The organism is Mangrovibacillus cuniculi (assembly GCF_015482585.1).
GTDB lineage: Bacteria > Bacillota > Bacilli > Bacillales > R1DC41 > Mangrovibacillus > Mangrovibacillus cuniculi.
The window spans coordinates 2711686-2730269 of sequence record NZ_CP049742.1 but is presented as its reverse complement, the minus strand read 5'-3'; the positions used below and the strand labels follow the sequence as shown (position 1 = coordinate 2730269).

The window sequence follows — 18584 nt, the reverse complement described above, 5'->3', positions numbered from 1 at the left end:
TTATTAGTAGGTTATCAATTGGTTAAACTACTGTCAAGAAGTCTATAATTTGTTAGATTATTCAGTTTATATAAGGGGTACGTGCCATGACTTTACCTATACATATTTGGGAGAGAGGATACCGTTTTACTTCCGCATCTTATGTGAATAAATATCTTCATGATCACTATGAAACATTAGCATTACCAAATCCTACTCTTCAAGCTAGGGACAAATCTACTGCTTTTATGTACTATCTAGAACATGGAAAGAGTTACTATTCATTATCATCTACTTCGCCTTTAGAAATAAAACCTCTCCTCCTTTTTTACGGGTTAACACATTTGCTGAAGGCTGCTCTTTTAACTGTAGATCCTTTCTATCCTGACTCTACCAGTGTTTTAGCACACGGCGTATCAACTCGAAAAAAAAAGAAACAGCAATATTTATTTTTTCAGGACGAAGTAAAAATTCAACGTAATGGGTTATGTACTCATTTATCCGAGAAGTTGTTCCACGTGAAACAACTTGAAAATAAGAAAATTAGTATGGGGGATTTAATGGAATGTCTTCCCGAATTAGATAAACTGTTTTATTATTTTCGGCCTACGAAAGGTACTACATCTGTTACCGTAAATGGAGATACATTGCTAATGCCTTCTAACATATCCATCCAGGATATAAAAGAATCTTTTGGAGATGATTTAGAAATTAAATGGAACAATAACATGATTTCTATCCAACGATATAATAAGCACTTAGTGTTTCCAATTAGATCTCATTCCGATACAGATATCTATATACCGTCAAAACTAAGTTATATACACTTTTTACCCCACCTTATCATTCATTACCTCCTGCTTTATAATCTTAGTATGATTGCAAGGTATGAGACAGAGTGGTGGGGAAACTTAATTAGATCTTCGCCAACACATGATTACCCTTTAATTCAATCTTTTTTACAATCTACTTTATATTCAGGTCCGTCTTTAATCTTTGACTACTTAGAAAGCAATCAAGAAAAAAACCCTCTTCTAGAATAAAACTAGAAAAGGGTTTACCTATTAATTAACTGGTATTGTATTAGGTTGACTATTTCGTCTTCTGGCGGCAGTCATAAGCTTGACATATTCTTTGTATAAGGGGTCTTCCGGCTCTAAGGATATTAGTAACTGTTCACAACTCAAACATAAGTACAGATGGTGAATATAATATCCGCTACGCTTTCTTTGTTTACAACACTGGCATTGATACTCTACTAAGTTACTATTGTTCATCATACTACCTCCCTTTAGGGGTAGTATGGACAAATTACTAGAATTATATACTATGAATTTATCTTTCACTAAATAGTCGTTACATTAGTAACTATAGGCCATATCACATAGCCTACACATAGTTATTCCTATTCACAAAAAACACCGTATCTAATTAGATACGGTGTTCGTAAATGCCTGGCGACGTCCTACTCTCACAGGGGGAGAACCCCCAACTACCATTGGCGCTGAGAAGCTTAACTGCCGTGTTCGGGATGGGAACGGGTGTGACCTTCTCGCTATCGCCACCAGACTATGTACATGTAAAAGAACGTTGTTCTTTCAAAACTAAATACTGCGCGCCACCAAAGCGTATTGCCGAGAATCACCAAGTTTGACTTGGTTAAGTCCTCGATCGATTAGTATTCGTCAGCTCCACATGTCGCCATGCTTCCACCTCGAACCTATCTACCTGATCATCTTTCAGGGATCTTACTTCTTACGAATGGGAAATCTCATCTTGAGGGGGGCTTCATGCTTAGATGCTTTCAGCACTTATCCCTTCCGCACATAGCTACCCAGCGATGCCTTTGGCAAGACAACTGGTACACCAGCGGTGCGTCCATCCCGGTCCTCTCGTACTAAGGACAGCTCCTCTCAAATTTCCTACGCCCACGACGGATAGGGACCGAACTGTCTCACGACGTTCTGAACCCAGCTCGCGTACCGCTTTAATGGGCGAACAGCCCAACCCTTGGGACCGACTACAGCCCCAGGATGCGATGAGCCGACATCGAGGTGCCAAACCTCCCCGTCGATGTGGACTCTTGGGGGAGATAAGCCTGTTATCCCCGGGGTAGCTTTTATCCGTTGAGCGATGGCCCTTCCATGCGGAACCACCGGATCACTAAGCCCGACTTTCGTCCCTGCTCGACTTGTAGGTCTCGCAGTCAAGCTCCCTTGTGCCTTTACACTCTACGAATGATTTCCAACCATTCTGAGGGAACCTTTGGGCGCCTCCGTTACCTTTTAGGAGGCGACCGCCCCAGTCAAACTGCCCACCTGACACTGTCTCCCACCCCGATAAGGGGCGCGGGTTAGAAGTTCAATACAGCCAGGGTAGTATCCCACCAATGCCTCCACCGAAGCTGGCGCTCCGGCTTCCAAGGCTCCTACCTATCCTGTACAAGCTGTACCAAAATTCAATATCAGGTTGCAGTAAAGCTCCACGGGGTCTTTCCGTCCTGTCGCGGGTAACCTGCATCTTCACAGGTACTATAATTTCACCGAGTCTCTCGTTGAGACAGTGCCCAGATCGTTACGCCTTTCGTGCGGGTCGGAACTTACCCGACAAGGAATTTCGCTACCTTAGGACCGTTATAGTTACGGCCGCCGTTTACTGGGGCTTCGGTTCAGAGCTTCGCGTGAGCTAACCCCTCTCCTTAACCTTCCAGCACCGGGCAGGCGTCAGCCCCTATACTTCGCCTTGCGGCTTCGCAGAGACCTGTGTTTTTGCTAAACAGTCGCCTGGGCCTATTCACTGCGGCTCTCTCGGGCTTTCACCCTATCAGAGCACCCCTTCTCCCGAAGTTACGGGGTCATTTTGCCGAGTTCCTTAACGAGAGTTCTCTCGCACACCTTAGGATTCTCTCCTCGCCTACCTGTGTCGGTTTGCGGTACGGGCACCTTCTTCCTCGCTAGAGGCTTTTCTTGGCAGTGTGAAATCAGGTACTTCGGTACTATAATTCCCTCGTCATCACAGCTTGACCTTACGGTAACGGGATTTGCCTCGTTACCAGTCTTACTGCTTGAGCGCACATATCCAGCAGTGCGCATACCCTATCCTCCTGCGTCCCCCCATTGCTCAAACGGAAGAGAGGTGGTACAGGAATATCAACCTGTTGTCCATCGCCTACGCCATTCGGCCTCGGCTTAGGTCCCGACTAACCCTGAGCGGACGAGCCTTCCTCAGGAAACCTTAGGCATTCGGTGGAAGGGATTCTCACCCTTCTTTCGCTACTCATACCGGCATTCTCACTTCTAAGCGCTCCACCAGTCCTTCCGGTCTAGCTTCGACGCACTTAGAACGCTCTCCTACCACTCACACCAACGGTGTGAATCCACAGCTTCGGTGATACGTTTAGCCCCGGTACATTTTCGGCGCAGAGTCACTCGACCAGTGAGCTATTACGCACTCTTTAAATGGTGGCTGCTTCTAAGCCAACATCCTGGTTGTCTAAGCAACTCCACATCCTTTTCCACTTAACGTATACTTTGGGACCTTAGCTGGTGGTCTGGGCTGTTTCCCTTTCGACTACGGATCTTATCACTCGCAGTCTGACTCCCACGGATAAGTCATTGGCATTCGGAGTTTGTCTGAATTCGGTAACCCGATGGGGGCCCCTAGTCCAAACAGTGCTCTACCTCCAAGACTCTTACAACGTGAGGCTAGCCCTAAAGCTATTTCGGAGAGAACCAGCTATCTCCAAGTTCGATTGGAATTTCTCCGCTACCCACACCTCATCCCCGCACTTTTCAACGTGCGTGGGTTCGGGCCTCCATTCAGTGTTACCTGAACTTCACCCTGGACATGGGTAGATCACCTGGTTTCGGGTCTACGACCTCATACTCATTCGCCCTATTCAGACTCGCTTTCGCTGCGGCTCCGTCTTCTAAAACTTAACCTTGCATGAAATCGTAACTCGCCGGTTCATTCTACAAAAGGCACGCTATCACCCATTAACGGGCTCTAACTACTTGTAGGCACACGGTTTCAGGATCTATTTCACTCCCCTTCCGGGGTGCTTTTCACCTTTCCCTCACGGTACTGGTTCACTATCGGTCACTAGGGAGTATTTAGCCTTGGGAGATGGTCCTCCCGGATTCCGACGGAATTTCACGTGTTCCGCCGTACTCAGGATCCACTCAGGAGAGAACAAGATTTCGACTACAGGGCTTTTACCTTCTCTTGCGGACCTTTCCAGGTCGCTTCATCTACCTCGTTCTTTTGTAACTCCGTATAGAGTGTCCTACAACCCCAAGAGGCAAGCCTCTTGGTTTGGGCTGTTCCCGTTTCGCTCGCCGCTACTAAGGGAATCGCGTTTGCTTTCTCTTCCTCCGGGTACTTAGATGTTTCAGTTCCCCGGGTCTGCCTTCCAACTCCTATGTATTCAGAGAAGGATACTGTTCCATTACGAACAGTGGGTTTCCCCATTCGGAAATCTCCGGATCGAAGCTTACTTACAGCTCCCCGAAGCATATCGTTGTTAGTGACGTCCTTCATCGGCTCCTAGTGCCAAGGCATCCACCGTGCGCCCTTATTAACTTAACCGTTAATAATGCTATATTTTTTTCTTACCATAATGGAAAGAAATCTTAAGATGGCGATTCTCGGTTTTAATTGCTTTGGTGTCTTACAGTATTTAGTTTTCAAAGAACAAATATTGGTGGAGCCTAGCGGGATCGAACCGCTGACCTCCTGCGTGCAAAGCAGGCGCTCTCCCAGCTGAGCTAAGGCCCCATAAAAAGATTATATTATAGAAGAAAAAATGGTGGGCCTAAGTGGACTCGAACCACCGACCTCACGCTTATCAGGCGTGCGCTCTAACCAGCTGAGCTATAGGCCCTCTATAAAATTCTGTTATTCTATGATGAATTCGATTGAACCATCAAAACTAAACAAACCAATGTATGTGCCGAACGCCAGTACTTCCGAAGAAGTACTGTTCCGTAATATATCCTTAGAAAGGAGGTGATCCAGCCGCACCTTCCGATACGGCTACCTTGTTACGACTTCACCCCAATCATCTGTCCCACCTTAGGCGGCTGGCTCCAAAAGGTTACCCCACCGACTTCGGGTGTTACAAACTCTCGTGGTGTGACGGGCGGTGTGTACAAGGCCCGGGAACGTATTCACCGCGGCATGCTGATCCGCGATTACTAGCGATTCCAGCTTCATGTAGGCGAGTTGCAGCCTACAATCCGAACTGAGAACGGTTTTATGGGATTGGCTTAACCTCGCGGTCTTGCAGCCCTTTGTACCGTCCATTGTAGCACGTGTGTAGCCCAGCTCATAAGGGGCATGATGATTTGACGTCATCCCCACCTTCCTCCGGTTTGTCACCGGCAGTCACCTTAGAGTGCCCAACTAAATGATGGCAACTAAGATCAAGGGTTGCGCTCGTTGCGGGACTTAACCCAACATCTCACGACACGAGCTGACGACAACCATGCACCACCTGTCACTCTGTCCCCGAAGGGGAACGCCCTATCTCTAGGGTTGTCAGAGGATGTCAAGAGCTGGTAAGGTTCTTCGCGTTGCTTCGAATTAAACCACATGCTCCACCGCTTGTGCGGGCCCCCGTCAATTCCTTTGAGTTTCAGTCTTGCGACCGTACTCCCCAGGCGGAGTGCTTAATGCGTTAGCTGCAGCACTGAAGGGCGGAAACCCTCCAACACTTAGCACTCATCGTTTACGGCGTGGACTACCAGGGTATCTAATCCTGTTTGCTCCCCACGCTTTCGCGCCTCAGTGTCAGTTACAGACCAGAAAGTCGCCTTCGCCACTGGTGTTCCTCCACATCTCTACGCATTTCACCGCTACACGTGGAATTCCACTTTCCTCTTCTGCACTCAAGTTTCCCAGTTTCCAATGACCCTCCACGGTTGAGCCGTGGGCTTTCACATCAGACTTAAGAAACCACCTGCGCGCGCTTTACGCCCAATAATTCCGGACAACGCTTGCCACCTACGTATTACCGCGGCTGCTGGCACGTAGTTAGCCGTGGCTTTCTGGTTAGGTACCGTCAAGGTACCGCCCTATTCGAACGGTACTTGTTCTTCCCTAACAACAGAGTTTTACGATCCGAAAACCTTCTTCACTCACGCGGCGTTGCTCCGTCAGACTTTCGTCCATTGCGGAAGATTCCCTACTGCTGCCTCCCGTAGGAGTCTGGGCCGTGTCTCAGTCCCAGTGTGGCCGATCACCCTCTCAGGTCGGCTACGCATCGTCGCCTTGGTGAGCCGTTACCTCACCAACTAGCTAATGCGCCGCGGGTCCATCTGTAAGTGATAGCCGAAGCCACCTTTGAATCATCTGTCATGCGACAAATGATGTTATTCGGTATTAGCCCCGGTTTCCCGGAGTTATCCCAATCTTACAGGCAGGTTACCCACGTGTTACTCACCCGTCCGCCGCTAACTTGCGGGAGCAAGCTCCCACAAGTCCGCTCGACTTGCATGTATTAGGCACGCCGCCAGCGTTCGTCCTGAGCCAGGATCAAACTCTCCAATAGATGTTTGATTAGCTCATAAAAAACTTGTTTTGTTGTTTCCTAGAAACAACTGAATTAAACGTTGGCACTTGGTTTGTTTAGTTTTCAAAGTTCAATGTTTAGTGTCGTCTTGTTTTGGCGACTTAACTAATATATCATGTGTTACTTAATTCTGCAATACTTTTTTAAAAAAGTTTTTCAAAAAAGAAGTACGCTACCTCTCAGAAAGAGAAGCGACTTGTAATATACCATTTATGTATATATCAAGTCAATGAATATAATAGAAAAATTTCCGTTTCTTTTTTTAATTGTGTTTTAACGTATAGCTACACTATTAAAGATACTTTTCTAAGATCAGACGACATCACGTGGTAAATGATGAGTTGTTACTAATCTAGTAATGAAAACTCCAAGAGCAATTATACTCTTGAAGTCCTCTCTTCTACTATATTGTTTCTTAGACAGACTCAATGTATAGTGCGCGTGACTTTTCTAAATCAATATACTCATCTCTATCTTTTAATCTAATAAGTGGCCTTAGAGGGTCATTTGCTTTTGTAAACATAATTTGAGCATATTCACCATTAGACAGTCTCACAGTAGTTCCAGGCGTAAAAGAACATATTAAATTGATTAAATTAGATAATACTGCAGCATCATACTCACCAAAAAAATCTTGTGATAACATTTCTAACACTTTATAAGGAGACTTTTTTGATCGATATATTCTCTCTGATGTCATAGCATGATACACATCAGATACAGCAATAATTTGTGCGTATAAATGAATTCTTTGCCCTCTTTCTCCAACTGGATATCCACTACCATCTACTCGTTCATGATGTTGAAAAATAGCTACTTTCATTTCCGTTTTTAGAAAAGAGGTGTCTTTTAATAAAGAGTAACTATATGCTGTATGTTTCTTTACCTCATCATATTCACTTCTATTTAAGGCCTTATTTTTCACCAGGATAATATTTGATATCTTTGCCATACCACAATCTGCCAATGCCCCTGCAATACTTAACTGAACATAGGTACCTTTATCTAACCCTAATTTTTTTCCGATTGCTCCAGCGATAATACCTGTAGAAACACCATGATGATATAAGTAGTCCTCTTTGGTTGAGTAATGATGTAAGGTAGAAACAAGGGAAGTATTGGAATCTATAAATTCTAACAATGGCAACAATAAACTCCTCACAGCTACTACGTCTACAGGTGAACCACTTTGCCATTGGATGAATTGTTTTTTGTACAAAGAAACGGCTTTTAAATAGGCACTCGTAAAAGCTGAATTAGTATCCCTTGATACTAATTCTTCATTTAGTTGCTTAGTTTTGTCACTCATCTTATCCAAAACAGGAACTACACTGAATGGATCTCCATTTACAAGCACCAATGATACATGAACTTCTTCTATTAGGAACGATTGGAGTACCTCAATATGAAGTTGATCTATCACTGTATTTTTTGCCACTAGAGGGAATTTTGATTTTCCCATTACATCTTCTTCTAAGATACATCCTTCTACAAGATCTGATACTTTCACTCTCATCCATTCACCACCTCTTTCACTCATATCTTTAAAACTATTTTAGCAAATTTTACATATTTACAAGTACTTTTTTTCTTATTTCTACAAAAAAAGAACACCAGTATTGACTGATGCTCTCTTCCTTATTATTCTTCTGAATCATCTTCTACAACTTCAATATCCGTAGGCTCGGTTTCCTCTGGAGCTGTTGTTGGTTCCGCTTCATCTTTTTCTACTTTTGCTACTGTAGATACATATTCATCTTCATCTAGACGAATAAGTTTTACACCCTGTGTGTTTCTACCCGTTACGGAAATCGTATCTACAGCCATACGGATAATAACACCTTTAGCTGTGACAATCATCAGATCCTCTTCTCCAGTTACAGCTTTAACGGATACAAGTTGACCTGTTTTTTCTGTCACATTCAACGTCTTAATTCCTTTTCCACCACGACTTTGAACTCGATACTCCGCTTCCTTAGTACGCTTTCCAAATCCATTAAACGTAACTACTAACACTTCGTTATCTGGCTCTAAGATATCCATACCAACAACATAATCGGAGTCTCCAAGTGAAATACCTTTTACTCCAGTTGCAGTACGTCCCATTGACCTAACATCGGTTTCATGGAAGCGAATAAGGAGACCTTTATTGGTACCTATGACAATATGTTTATTACCATCTGTCAATCTTGCTGCTATTAGTTCATCATCTTCACGCAAATTGATAGCAATTAGACCATTTGTACGGATATTCGCAAAATCCGAAAGCGGTGTACGCTTTGATACACCGTTTCTAGTAGTAAAGAAAATAAACCAATCTTCCACAAAATCTTCTACGCGGATCATCGTGTTAATACTTTCGTCTTTACCTATCCCTAAAAGGTTTATTATTGGTAATCCTTTTGCTGTACGAGAATACTCAGGGATTTCATATCCCTTTAAGCGGAAAGCTTTCCCTTTATTTGTAAAGAACAGAATCGTATCATGTGTGGAGGTTTCTAGAATGTGTTCCACGAAGTCATCTTCATTTGTTCCCATTCCTTGAACTCCACGACCACCCCTACGTTGTGCACGGTAAGTAGAAGAAGGTAATCTTTTAATATATCCGTTGTGCGTCAGTGTTAAAACGATATTTTCACGTGGTATTAAGTCTTCGTCTTCGATATTCTCAATTCCACCTGCCACGATTTCTGTTCTTCTTTTATCGTTAAATCGCTCTTTTACTTCTTCTAATTCTTCTCGGATGATCTCTAAGATTTTCTCTTCATCTGCAAGAATTGCTTTCAATTCAGCAATAAGTGCAACTAGTCCTTGATATTCATCTTCAATTTTTTCTCTTTCTAAACCTGTTAAACGTTGAAGACGCATGTCTAAGATTGCTTGCGCTTGCTTTTCAGATAACGCAAACTCCGTCATCAAACCTTCTCTTGCAAGGTCAGTAGTTTGTGACCCACGAATGATCTCTATAATCCGATCAATATGGTCTAAAGCAATACGTAGTCCTTCTAAGATATGTGCTCTAGCTTCTGCTTTTTTCAGTTCAAACTCTGTTCGTCTACGAATGATAACTTGTTGGTGAGCAAGATAATATTGTAGACATTCTTTTAAGTTTAACAACTTTGGTTGACCATCAACTAGTGCAAGCATATTAATACCAAAACTAGATTGTAATGCGGTTTGTTTATATAGATTATTCAGTAGAACATTAGCGTTTGCGTCACGACGAACCTCAATAACAATACGCATACCTTTACGATCTGATTCGTCTCGTAGGTCCGTGATACCATCAATCTTTTTATCTCGAACTAACTCAGCTATCTTTTCAATTAGTCTAGCTTTGTTTACTTGATATGGTAGTTCGTTAACAATAATTGTTTCCTTACCATTAGCCTTTTGTTCAATATCAACTTTTGCACGAACTGTTAAAGACCCACGACCTGTTTCATAAGCCCGTCTTATTCCAGATCGTCCCACAATGATTCCAGCAGTTGGGAAGTCAGGTCCAGGAATCATTTCCATTAACTCTGGGATAGTGATGTCAGCATCTTTACTAACTGCTAAAACTCCATCAATAATTTCTCCCAATTGATGTGGCGGTATGTTTGTTGCCATACCAACCGCAATACCTGTAGAACCATTTACTAAAAGGTTCGGAAAACGTGATGGAAGAACTGCTGGTTCTCTTTCTGATCCATCATAGTTGTCTTTATAATCAATTGTGTCTTTGTTAATATCACGAATTAATTCCATTGATATTTTAGACATACGTGCTTCTGTATAACGCATCGCTGCAGCCATGTCACCATCGACAGAACCAAAGTTACCATGACCATCAACTAGCATATATCTATAGTTAAAATTTTGAGCCATACGAACCATCGTATCGTATACTGCAGAGTCACCATGTGGATGGTACTTACCTATTACTTCTCCGACGATACGAGCAGATTTTTTATAGGCTTTATCCGACGTCATACCTAAATCGTTCATAGCGTATAAAATACGTCGTTGAACAGGCTTTAAGCCATCACGCACATCTGGTAAAGCTCGAGAAACGATTACGCTCATTGCATAGTCTAAGAAAGACGTACGCATTTCCTGGCTAATGTTTATCTCCTTGATTCTTGCATTAGGCGTTTCTGCCATTACAGGAACCTCCTTACGCTTGAGGTTTACTCACATTATTTTCAATCATCTATATTAAATATCTAAGTTCTTTACGTATGCTGCATTTGTTTCGATAAAGTCACGACGTGGTTCTACTTTTTCACCCATCAACATTTCAAATGTCTCATCTGCTTCGATTGCATCTGCAAGACTTACCTGAAGTAGGGTTCTTGTTTCTGGGTCCATTGTCGTTTCCCATAACTGATCGGGATTCATCTCACCCAGACCTTTGTATCGTTGAATACCTGGTTTAGGTATTTCATTCAACATTTTTAATGTTTCTTCTAATTGTTTTTCGTTATAAGCGTATTCAATACGTTTACCTTGTTGAATTTTATATAACGGTGGTTGTGCAATATACACGTATCCCGCTTCCACAATTTGTCGCATGTATCTGTAGAAGAAAGTGAGTAAAAGCGTCCTAATGTGCGCACCATCTACATCGGCATCTGTCATAATGACGATTTTATGATATCTAGCTTTCGCAATATCAAAATCTTCTCCTATTCCCGTACCAAGAGCTGTAATGATTGCACGCACCTCGTTATTAGATAAGATTTTATCTAAACGCGCTTTCTCCACGTTAATAATTTTCCCACGTAACGGAAGAATTGCTTGGAAGTGACGATCACGACCCTGTTTTGCTGAACCACCTGCAGAGTCACCCTCCACCACGTAAATTTCACTAATTTTAGGATCACGAGAAGAACAATCAGCTAATTTACCAGGTAAACTAGAAACTTCTAATGCAGATTTACGACGTGTCAACTCACGTGCTTTTTTCGCAGCTAAACGCGCTCTTGAAGCCATTAGTCCTTTATCAATTACTTTTCTAGCTACAGTTGGATTTTCTAATAAGAACTTATCAAAGTGCTCTGAGAATAAGGCATCTGTAATGGTACGAGCTTCGGAGTTACCTAATTTTGTTTTTGTTTGTCCTTCAAACTGAGGATCTGGATGCTTTACAGAAACGATTGCTGTCATACCCTCACGAACATCTTCACCCGTTAAGTTAGCATCACTATCTTTGAACACACCATGTTTTCTTGCATAGTCATTAATAACACGTGTTAGAGCTGTTTTAAAACCAGACTCATGTGTTCCACCTTCATAGGTATGAATATTATTAGCGAATGAGTAGATATTACTTGCATAACCATCGTTATATTGAAGCGCTACTTCTACAGTAATACCGTCTTTATCGCCTTCGATAAAAATTGGCTCACTATGAAGAACTTCTTTTGATCGATTTAAATGTTCTACATATGACTTAATACCACCTTCATAGTGGTAAACATTTTCTTTCGGTTCGTCTAAACGATTATCGGTAATCGTTACTTTAATACCTTTATTTAAAAACGCTAGCTCTCTAATACGATTAGCAAGTGTATCAAATTCGTATTCTGTTGTTTCCGTAAAGATTTCAGGATCTGGTTTAAATCTTGTCAAAGTTCCAGTTATGTCTGTTGTACCAATAACAGCTAAGTCTGCTGCTGGTACTCCTCGCTCATATTTTTGATAGTAGACTTTACCGTCTCTATGTACTGTAACTTCTGTTTCAATGGAAAGTGCATTTACAACGGATGCTCCAACCCCATGAAGTCCTCCAGAAACCTTATAGCCTCCACCGCCGAACTTTCCGCCTGCATGAAGAACTGTCATGATAACTTCTACTGCTGGTCTTCCCATTTTTTCATGTATACCTACAGGAATCCCACGACCATTATCTCTTACAGTAATGCTATTATCTTTTTCAATTGTGACATTAATTTCATCACAGTACCCAGCTAATGCTTCATCAATACTATTATCAACAATCTCCCATACTAGATGGTGCAACCCTTTTCCACTAGTTGAGCCAATATACATACCAGGTCGTTTTCGTACCGCTTCTAGTCCTTCTAAGACTTGAATCTGATTTTCATCATACGATTGTGGTTGGAGCTTATCGTCCATCGACACACCGCTTCACCTACACTTTCCTATTGATGTAACTTTTCTATAATTAAACGAGTACTAACCTCTATTTACTTGCTGTTGCATGATTCGTTTCTGGATCGTTTGAGTAGCTAATGGAGAATAGTAAAGTATATTTTCTGTTACAATAATTGTTTTCGGTGCATTAGTAGATACTTCTACTTTTTCTCTATGTTGATTAGTAAATTCTGCATTAATAGTTGACTCTATTACACTAGAATAATCAATCATCGTTAGTATATCTTTTGTCTGCAACATTTTGTCCCCACCAATATGAATGTACATATCTTCCTCCTACACTAGTACGTAATAGTACCGGAATCTACTTGATACGTTGCTGCCTCTTTCAACGTTTGATGGTCAATCCCATCCACACTGGTTGTTGTGACAAAAGTTTGTACTTTACCTTGAATAGTATTTAAAAGGTGCGATTGCCTATAGTCATCTAACTCAGAAAGAACATCATCCAATAATAAGATAGGGTATTCTCTTGTTTCCGAATGAATAAGTTCAATTTCTGCTAGCTTTACAGATAGTGCAGTTGTACGTTGCTGCCCTTGTGAACCATACGTTTGCACATCTCTATCATTTACAAAAAAAGTAATATCGTCTCTATGGGGACCAAATAGGGTTACACCACGCTCTTTTTCTTTCTCTTTTTTGTGATTATACATTTCCTCATACTTCTCTATAAGCATAGACGAATCCATGCTCTCTAATACACCTACTGAAGGCTGGTAAGCAATTCTTAAGGCTTCTTTCCCTCTGGAGATTCCAGTATGAATTGGCTCTGCCCACTCTTGTAGTTTTTGAAGAAATTCAAAACGCTTTTGCAATATTTTTACCGCGACCTGAATGAATTGCTCTGTTAGTACTTCTAGCATAGTTTCATCCGTCGTCTTACGCGTTTGCAAAAGCTTTAAATAATGATTTCGTTGCTGAACTATTTTTTGATACTGACTAATATCGTGTAGGTACACCGCAGAGACTTGTCCAATTTCCATATCAATAAAACGTCGTCTTACTTGTGGGCTACCTTTAACAAGATTTAAATCTTCCGGGGCAAACATAACTACATTCATGTTTCCAACATACTGACTTAGTTTGGATTGTTCTAAATGATTATACTTAGCCTTTTTCCCTTTTTTTGAAATGATAATTTCAAGTGGGGCCTGACCGTTAGATTTATGTAGTCTACCTTCTATTTTAGCATAATCCTTCTCCCATTGAATCAATTCTTTATCATTTGCTGTTCGATGTGATTTTGCCATTGCTAAGACATAGATAGACTCCATGACGTTGGTCTTTCCTTGAGCATTCTCCCCAATAAATACGTTTACTTGATTTTGAAACTTAACATGCAAGTCATCATAGTTTCGATACTGCTTAAGAGTAAGATCCGTTATAAACATGGATACCTACTCCTCTTCTACCACGATAAATGATCCAAATCCTGGTATTTCCACATGGTCATCAGGGTATAGCTTTCTACCTCGACGTTGATCTTGCTCCCCGTTAATAAAAATTTCATGTTCACTCAAAAACCACTTTGCCATTCCACCTGTTGAAATGACATCAGCTAATTTAAGGAACTGACCTAGTGCAATATATTCTGTTGAAATTGCTACAGGTGTTTGCATTCTACTCACCAACTTTTCTGAAAGATAAATGTATGTGAATGGAAATAAAATTGTGTCGTACTCCAATTAATCTCTAATATCTTATTTTACTAAAGATTACTCTCAATGAAAAGCGAACTCATGAAGTTACTCATAAGTTTCTCTTAGTTGTATAAAAAAGAGAGACCAGCTGCTGGCCTCTCTACTAAAAATTAATATGTTCTTACTGGCAAGATAAGTTGCAAGATGGACTCATCATCCAATGGACGGAGAATAAATGGTCTCATTGCTCCAGTAAATTGAATAGTAATTTCTGTACCTTCAACTGCTTTAAGAGCATCCATCATGTATTTCGCACTAAAGGAGATTCTTAACTCTTCCCCTTCCATGTTACTTGTTTGGATATGTTCTACTACCTTTCCGATTTCAGGAGAATCAGAGCTCACTTCTACACTATTGTTAACTTCAGTTGCTAGTTTTACAACATTGTTTCGTCCCTCTCTCGCAAGTAAAGAAGCACGGTCAATAGCTTGTAGAAACTCTTTTGTTTTAATAGACATAGTAGTTTTAGACTCGGAAGGAATCAGCCTGCTTGTATCAGGATAGTTGCCTTCTAACAATCTAGAGAAGAATAAAATGTGTTTTGTTTTAAATAAAATCTGGTTTTCTGTAATAACGATATCAACAGGATCAGTTGTGTCATCTACAATTTTACTTAATTCCGTTAGTGACTTTCCTGGAATAACAACATTGTATTCTTCTGATAGGGACTCTTCTATTGGTGCTGTTCTCATCGCTAATCTATGACTATCAGTAGCAACACACGTTAATTGTGAATCACTTATCTGCCAGTTTACACCTGTCAAGATAGGGCGTGTTTCTGACGTGGACACTGCAAATACAGTTTGTCTTATTAGAGCCCTTAACAAATCTGCTGGCATTTTAAAAACATGTTCTTCTGCAATTTGCGGAAGATGTGGGTACTCTCTTGGATCTAATCCATTTAGATTAAACTCCGCTGAACCTGATCGTATAACAGTTTGAAAACCTTGAGTAATTTCCATTTCTATATCAGTTCCAGGAAGTTTCTTTACTATTTCACTGAAGAACTTAGCTTGTAATACTACCCCACCTGTTTCTTGTACTTCAACAAGTACTTTACCGTCTTCCTCGACTGGAATAAATGATTCAATTGAAATATCAGAATCGCTACCAGTTAGTGTAATACCTTCTTCGCTAGCAATCAGTTTAATACCAGTTAATATTGGGATGGTTGTTCTAGTAGAAACAGCTTTCATTACATCTTGAATACTTTGAACAAACAAATCTCGTTGGATAGTAAATTTCAAAAAATATCAATCCTTTCGGCTGGATATATGAATAATTATTTATTTAAAAAAATATAGAAGTACTAGTAGGGCCTGTGAATATGTGGATAACCTAATTAAACAATAGAAACACAGACTATCCACATGTGGACAGCCTGTGTGTGAGTTAGTGCAAAAAAGAAATACTTATACACAGACTTTATTTTAGCTGATCTTGTATTTCCTTTACGCTTCTTTGTAGTTGGGCATCTGATTGAAGTAAGGAGGATATCTTTTCGTGAGCGTGGATTACCGTAGTATGATCACGTCCACCGAATTCTTCCCCAATTTTAGGTAAGGAGAAATCTGTTAGCTCTCTTGATAGATACATAGCTATCTGTCTAGGAAACGCTACTGATTTCGTTCTCTTTTTTGCCTTGAAATCCTCTAACTTAACACTATAATGCTCACCAACAATACGTTGGATATCGTGAATTGTAATTACTTTAGGCTTTGAACTAGGAATAATATCTTTTAAAGCTTCTGCCGCGAGATCTGCATTAATATCTTTATTAATAAGGCTGGAATAAGCTACTACACGAATTAAAGCTCCTTCTAATTCACGGATGTTAGAGTCAATTTGGTTGGCGATGTATAGCATTACCTCATTAGGTATATCTAATCCTTCTGCTTTTGCTTTTTTTCGTAGAATAGCAATACGCGTCTCCAAATCTGGAGGAGTAATATCAGTGATTAGTCCCCATTCGAATCGTGAACGTAAACGATCTTCTAATGTAGGTATTTCTTTTGGTGGACGATCACTAGATATAACTATTTGCTTAGACTCTTCATGTAATGTATTGAAAGTGTGGAAGAACTCTTCTTGGGTCTGTTCTTTTCCTGCTAAGAATTGAATATCATCAATAAGTAGCACATCTACATTACGATATTTGTTTCTAAAATCCACTGTTTTGTTGTCACGGATAGAGTTGATAAATTCGTTTGTGAATTTTTCGGATGACAAATAGACTACCTTGGCAGCTGGATTATGTTCGATAACATAATGTCCAATAGCGTGCATTAAGTGAGTTTTTCCTAACCCAACTCCCCCGTATATAAACAATGGATTATACGCTTTGGCAGGTGCCTCAGCTACTGCAAGAGATGCTGCATGAGCAAAACGATTTCCTGAGCCTATGACAAAAGTATCAAACGTGTATTTAGGGTTAAGCATGTTTTGACCTGCATCAAAGTGTTCATCCGCTTTAACCTGTTTTTTCGGAGGCATTGGTAAATCGAATTCCTCTTCCTCTTGGTTTTGAGGAATAATAAATTTCACGTTTAGATTTTCTCCGGTAATTTCATATAAAACACCAGAAATAAGCTGAGAGTATCTTCCCTCTAGCCAATCACGAGTAAATTCATTAGCGGCTGTGATGATCAAAGAATCACCTTTTAGCGAGTGAGCTTTGGTTAGTTTTAGCCAAGTATCAAAACTAGGTTTACTAATTTTCTGCTCAATTTCATCTAATGCTTTACTCCATAAATCTGCAATGTTCTCCACTTGTTTCCCCCTTTTTTGTCTTTGTATAAGTTCTGTATAACTATTCGTTCGTTATAAAGTACAACTTTATCGAAAGAAAACTTTTTTAGAATAAGTTCATGTGGAAAACTATATAATAAGGAAAGAACTATTTTTTCGACAGTATCCACCTGGTGTGGACAAACTTTGTCAAAGTACGTGAATAAGTTACCCACACGTTATTCACAATTTGTGGATAACTTTTCTAGTAAGAAAACTTGTCCAGAGTGAAAACAAAATAATCATACCAAATAAAACGAGTAGGTGCAATTACTTAAAGAGATTATCCACAGCATACAAAACGTGTGAAAAAAACTTGTCCACATAGAGAAATGTTGTGAAAAAGCTGTCGATAGCACTTGTGGATAACGAAAAATATGTCGAAAAATTATCCACGGGCTTTCTAAATATCTAATAATTAGAGATGTGTTCTACATTTATACATAGTGTTATTTGGTAAGATCTCTTTTAGAGTTAGTAGGATTTTATAGTCTGTGGGAAGGAAACTTTGGAATTTTGGAACGTAGGTTGACAAATAGTAGGGTGAGTCACTATAATTATTAAGACTGTCTTTAATGAATTTTGATTAAAATCCTCAGGGAGGTGTCATACATGAAACGCACTTATCAACCAAATAAGCGTAAACATAGTAAAGTACACGGCTTCCGTGCGCGCATGAGCACAGCAAACGGACGTAAAGTATTAGCACGTCGTCGTCGTCGTGGACGTAAAGTTCTATCTGCTTAAGCCACTGAATTGCTCAGTGGTATTTTTTATGGCCACTTTTGTGGCCATAAAATCTTTTGTTATGTGTTCAGTAACAATTCATCGCTTACTGCAGAACGTAGTAATTCGTAGATGAGTCTCCTATATGAATAAAATACTTAGGTTTTAGGAGATAAAGAAGTAGTAGGATCTCTGAAGTAGGTGAACAAAGTGAAAAAAGAGTTTAGAGTAAAGAAGGAAAGAGACTTTCAACTTGTTTTTAAGAAGGGAATCTCTTTTGCAAACAGACAATTTGTTGTCTATCGATTGCGAAAAGAAGGACAGTCACATTTTCGTATAGGCTTATCTGTTAGCAAAAAGCTTGGGAACGCTGTACAACGTAATCAAATTAAGCGTTACATACGCCAAGCATTTTTAGAGATGGAACCACACTTAGACAATGAATATGATTATGTTATTATCGCCAGAAAGCCGGCGGCCGATCTTATTTTTACTGAAGTAAAATCTAGTCTTATACATGTTTTAAAAAAATCATCTGTTTATCAAGATAAGCGTGTAAATAGAGTAGAAAAGAAAATGTCTGATCGATGACACGTTTCGTCAGGATTTCCATGTAAAAAAATGATAGAATAGCTTGGGATACTATCTTGCGTACT

General features: G+C 40.4%; 12 protein-coding genes, 2 tRNA genes and 3 rRNA genes. 3 read left to right on the top strand and 14 right to left on the bottom strand.

Features of this window, described 5'->3' with window-relative positions; all coding sequences use genetic code 11:
- The first annotated feature begins 86 nt into the window (after positions 1-86).
- A complete protein-coding gene (locus G8O30_RS13745; protein WP_239672622.1) occupies positions 87-1022 on the top strand; it encodes a YaaC family protein in 936 nt (311 codons plus the stop codon).
- A gap of 21 nt (positions 1023-1043) precedes the next feature.
- Here the strand turns inward: G8O30_RS13745 and G8O30_RS16300 are convergent, their stop codons facing one another.
- From G8O30_RS16300 to dnaA, 14 genes are all read right to left on the bottom strand, one after another.
- Positions 1044-1256, bottom strand: a complete 213-nt coding sequence (locus G8O30_RS16300; protein ID WP_420844623.1) for a sigma factor G inhibitor Gin — start codon at positions 1254-1256, stop codon at positions 1044-1046.
- Positions 1257-1431: 175 nt separating this feature from the next.
- Positions 1432-1548, bottom strand: a 5S ribosomal RNA gene (gene rrf, locus G8O30_RS13740).
- 86 nt (positions 1549-1634) lie between these two features.
- Positions 1635-4566 (bottom strand): 23S ribosomal RNA (locus G8O30_RS13735).
- 113 nt (positions 4567-4679) lie between these two features.
- Positions 4680-4755: transfer RNA gene (locus G8O30_RS13730), tRNA-Ala, on the bottom strand.
- A 29-nt stretch (positions 4756-4784) separates the two neighbouring features.
- A tRNA-Ile gene (locus G8O30_RS13725) sits at positions 4785-4861 on the bottom strand.
- A gap of 118 nt (positions 4862-4979) precedes the next feature.
- Positions 4980-6529: ribosomal RNA gene (locus G8O30_RS13720) — 16S ribosomal RNA — on the bottom strand.
- Together the 16S, 23S and 5S rRNA genes with 2 tRNA genes alongside form the textbook arrangement of a ribosomal RNA operon.
- Positions 6530-6965: 436 nt before the next feature.
- Positions 6966-8066 (bottom strand): HD-GYP domain-containing protein, encoded by a 1101-nt coding sequence (locus G8O30_RS13715; RefSeq protein WP_239672621.1) that lies wholly within the window; start codon positions 8064-8066, stop codon positions 6966-6968.
- Positions 8067-8191: 125 nt separating this feature from the next.
- Complete coding sequence (gene gyrA, locus G8O30_RS13710; RefSeq protein WP_239672620.1) at positions 8192-10696, bottom strand: DNA gyrase subunit A; 2505 nt, start codon at positions 10694-10696, stop codon at positions 8192-8194.
- A 54-nt stretch (positions 10697-10750) separates the two neighbouring features.
- A complete protein-coding gene (gene gyrB / locus G8O30_RS13705; RefSeq protein WP_239672619.1) occupies positions 10751-12673 on the bottom strand; it encodes a DNA topoisomerase (ATP-hydrolyzing) subunit B in 1923 nt (640 codons plus the stop codon).
- 60 nt (positions 12674-12733) lie between these two features.
- Positions 12734-12979, bottom strand: coding sequence for an extracellular matrix regulator RemB (remB, locus tag G8O30_RS13700; RefSeq protein WP_239672618.1), 246 nt, complete (start codon positions 12977-12979; stop codon positions 12734-12736).
- 14 nt (positions 12980-12993) lie between these two features.
- The gene (gene recF, locus G8O30_RS13695) at positions 12994-14106 is read right to left on the bottom strand and encodes a DNA replication/repair protein RecF (RefSeq protein ID WP_239672617.1); all 1113 of its coding nucleotides are present in this window, start codon (positions 14104-14106) and stop codon (positions 12994-12996) included.
- Between the two features lie 6 nt (positions 14107-14112).
- Positions 14113-14334: a S4 domain-containing protein YaaA gene (gene yaaA, locus G8O30_RS13690; RefSeq protein ID WP_239672616.1), complete on the bottom strand. Its 222-nt coding sequence runs from the start codon at positions 14332-14334 to the stop codon at positions 14113-14115.
- Between the two features lie 191 nt (positions 14335-14525).
- The gene (gene dnaN / locus G8O30_RS13685) at positions 14526-15662 is read right to left on the bottom strand and encodes a DNA polymerase III subunit beta (protein WP_239672615.1); all 1137 of its coding nucleotides are present in this window, start codon (positions 15660-15662) and stop codon (positions 14526-14528) included.
- A 178-nt stretch (positions 15663-15840) separates the two neighbouring features.
- A complete protein-coding gene (gene dnaA / locus G8O30_RS13680; protein WP_239672614.1) occupies positions 15841-17184 on the bottom strand; it encodes a chromosomal replication initiator protein DnaA in 1344 nt (447 codons plus the stop codon).
- Between the two features lie 630 nt (positions 17185-17814).
- On the opposite strand from dnaA, the gene rpmH reads away from it, so the two are divergent.
- The gene (gene rpmH, locus G8O30_RS13675) at positions 17815-17949 is read left to right on the top strand and encodes a 50S ribosomal protein L34 (protein WP_239672613.1); all 135 of its coding nucleotides are present in this window, start codon (positions 17815-17817) and stop codon (positions 17947-17949) included.
- A 189-nt stretch (positions 17950-18138) separates the two neighbouring features.
- Positions 18139-18519, top strand: coding sequence for a ribonuclease P protein component (gene rnpA / locus G8O30_RS13670; RefSeq protein ID WP_239672612.1), 381 nt, complete (start codon positions 18139-18141; stop codon positions 18517-18519).
- Positions 18520-18584 lie beyond the last annotated feature (65 nt).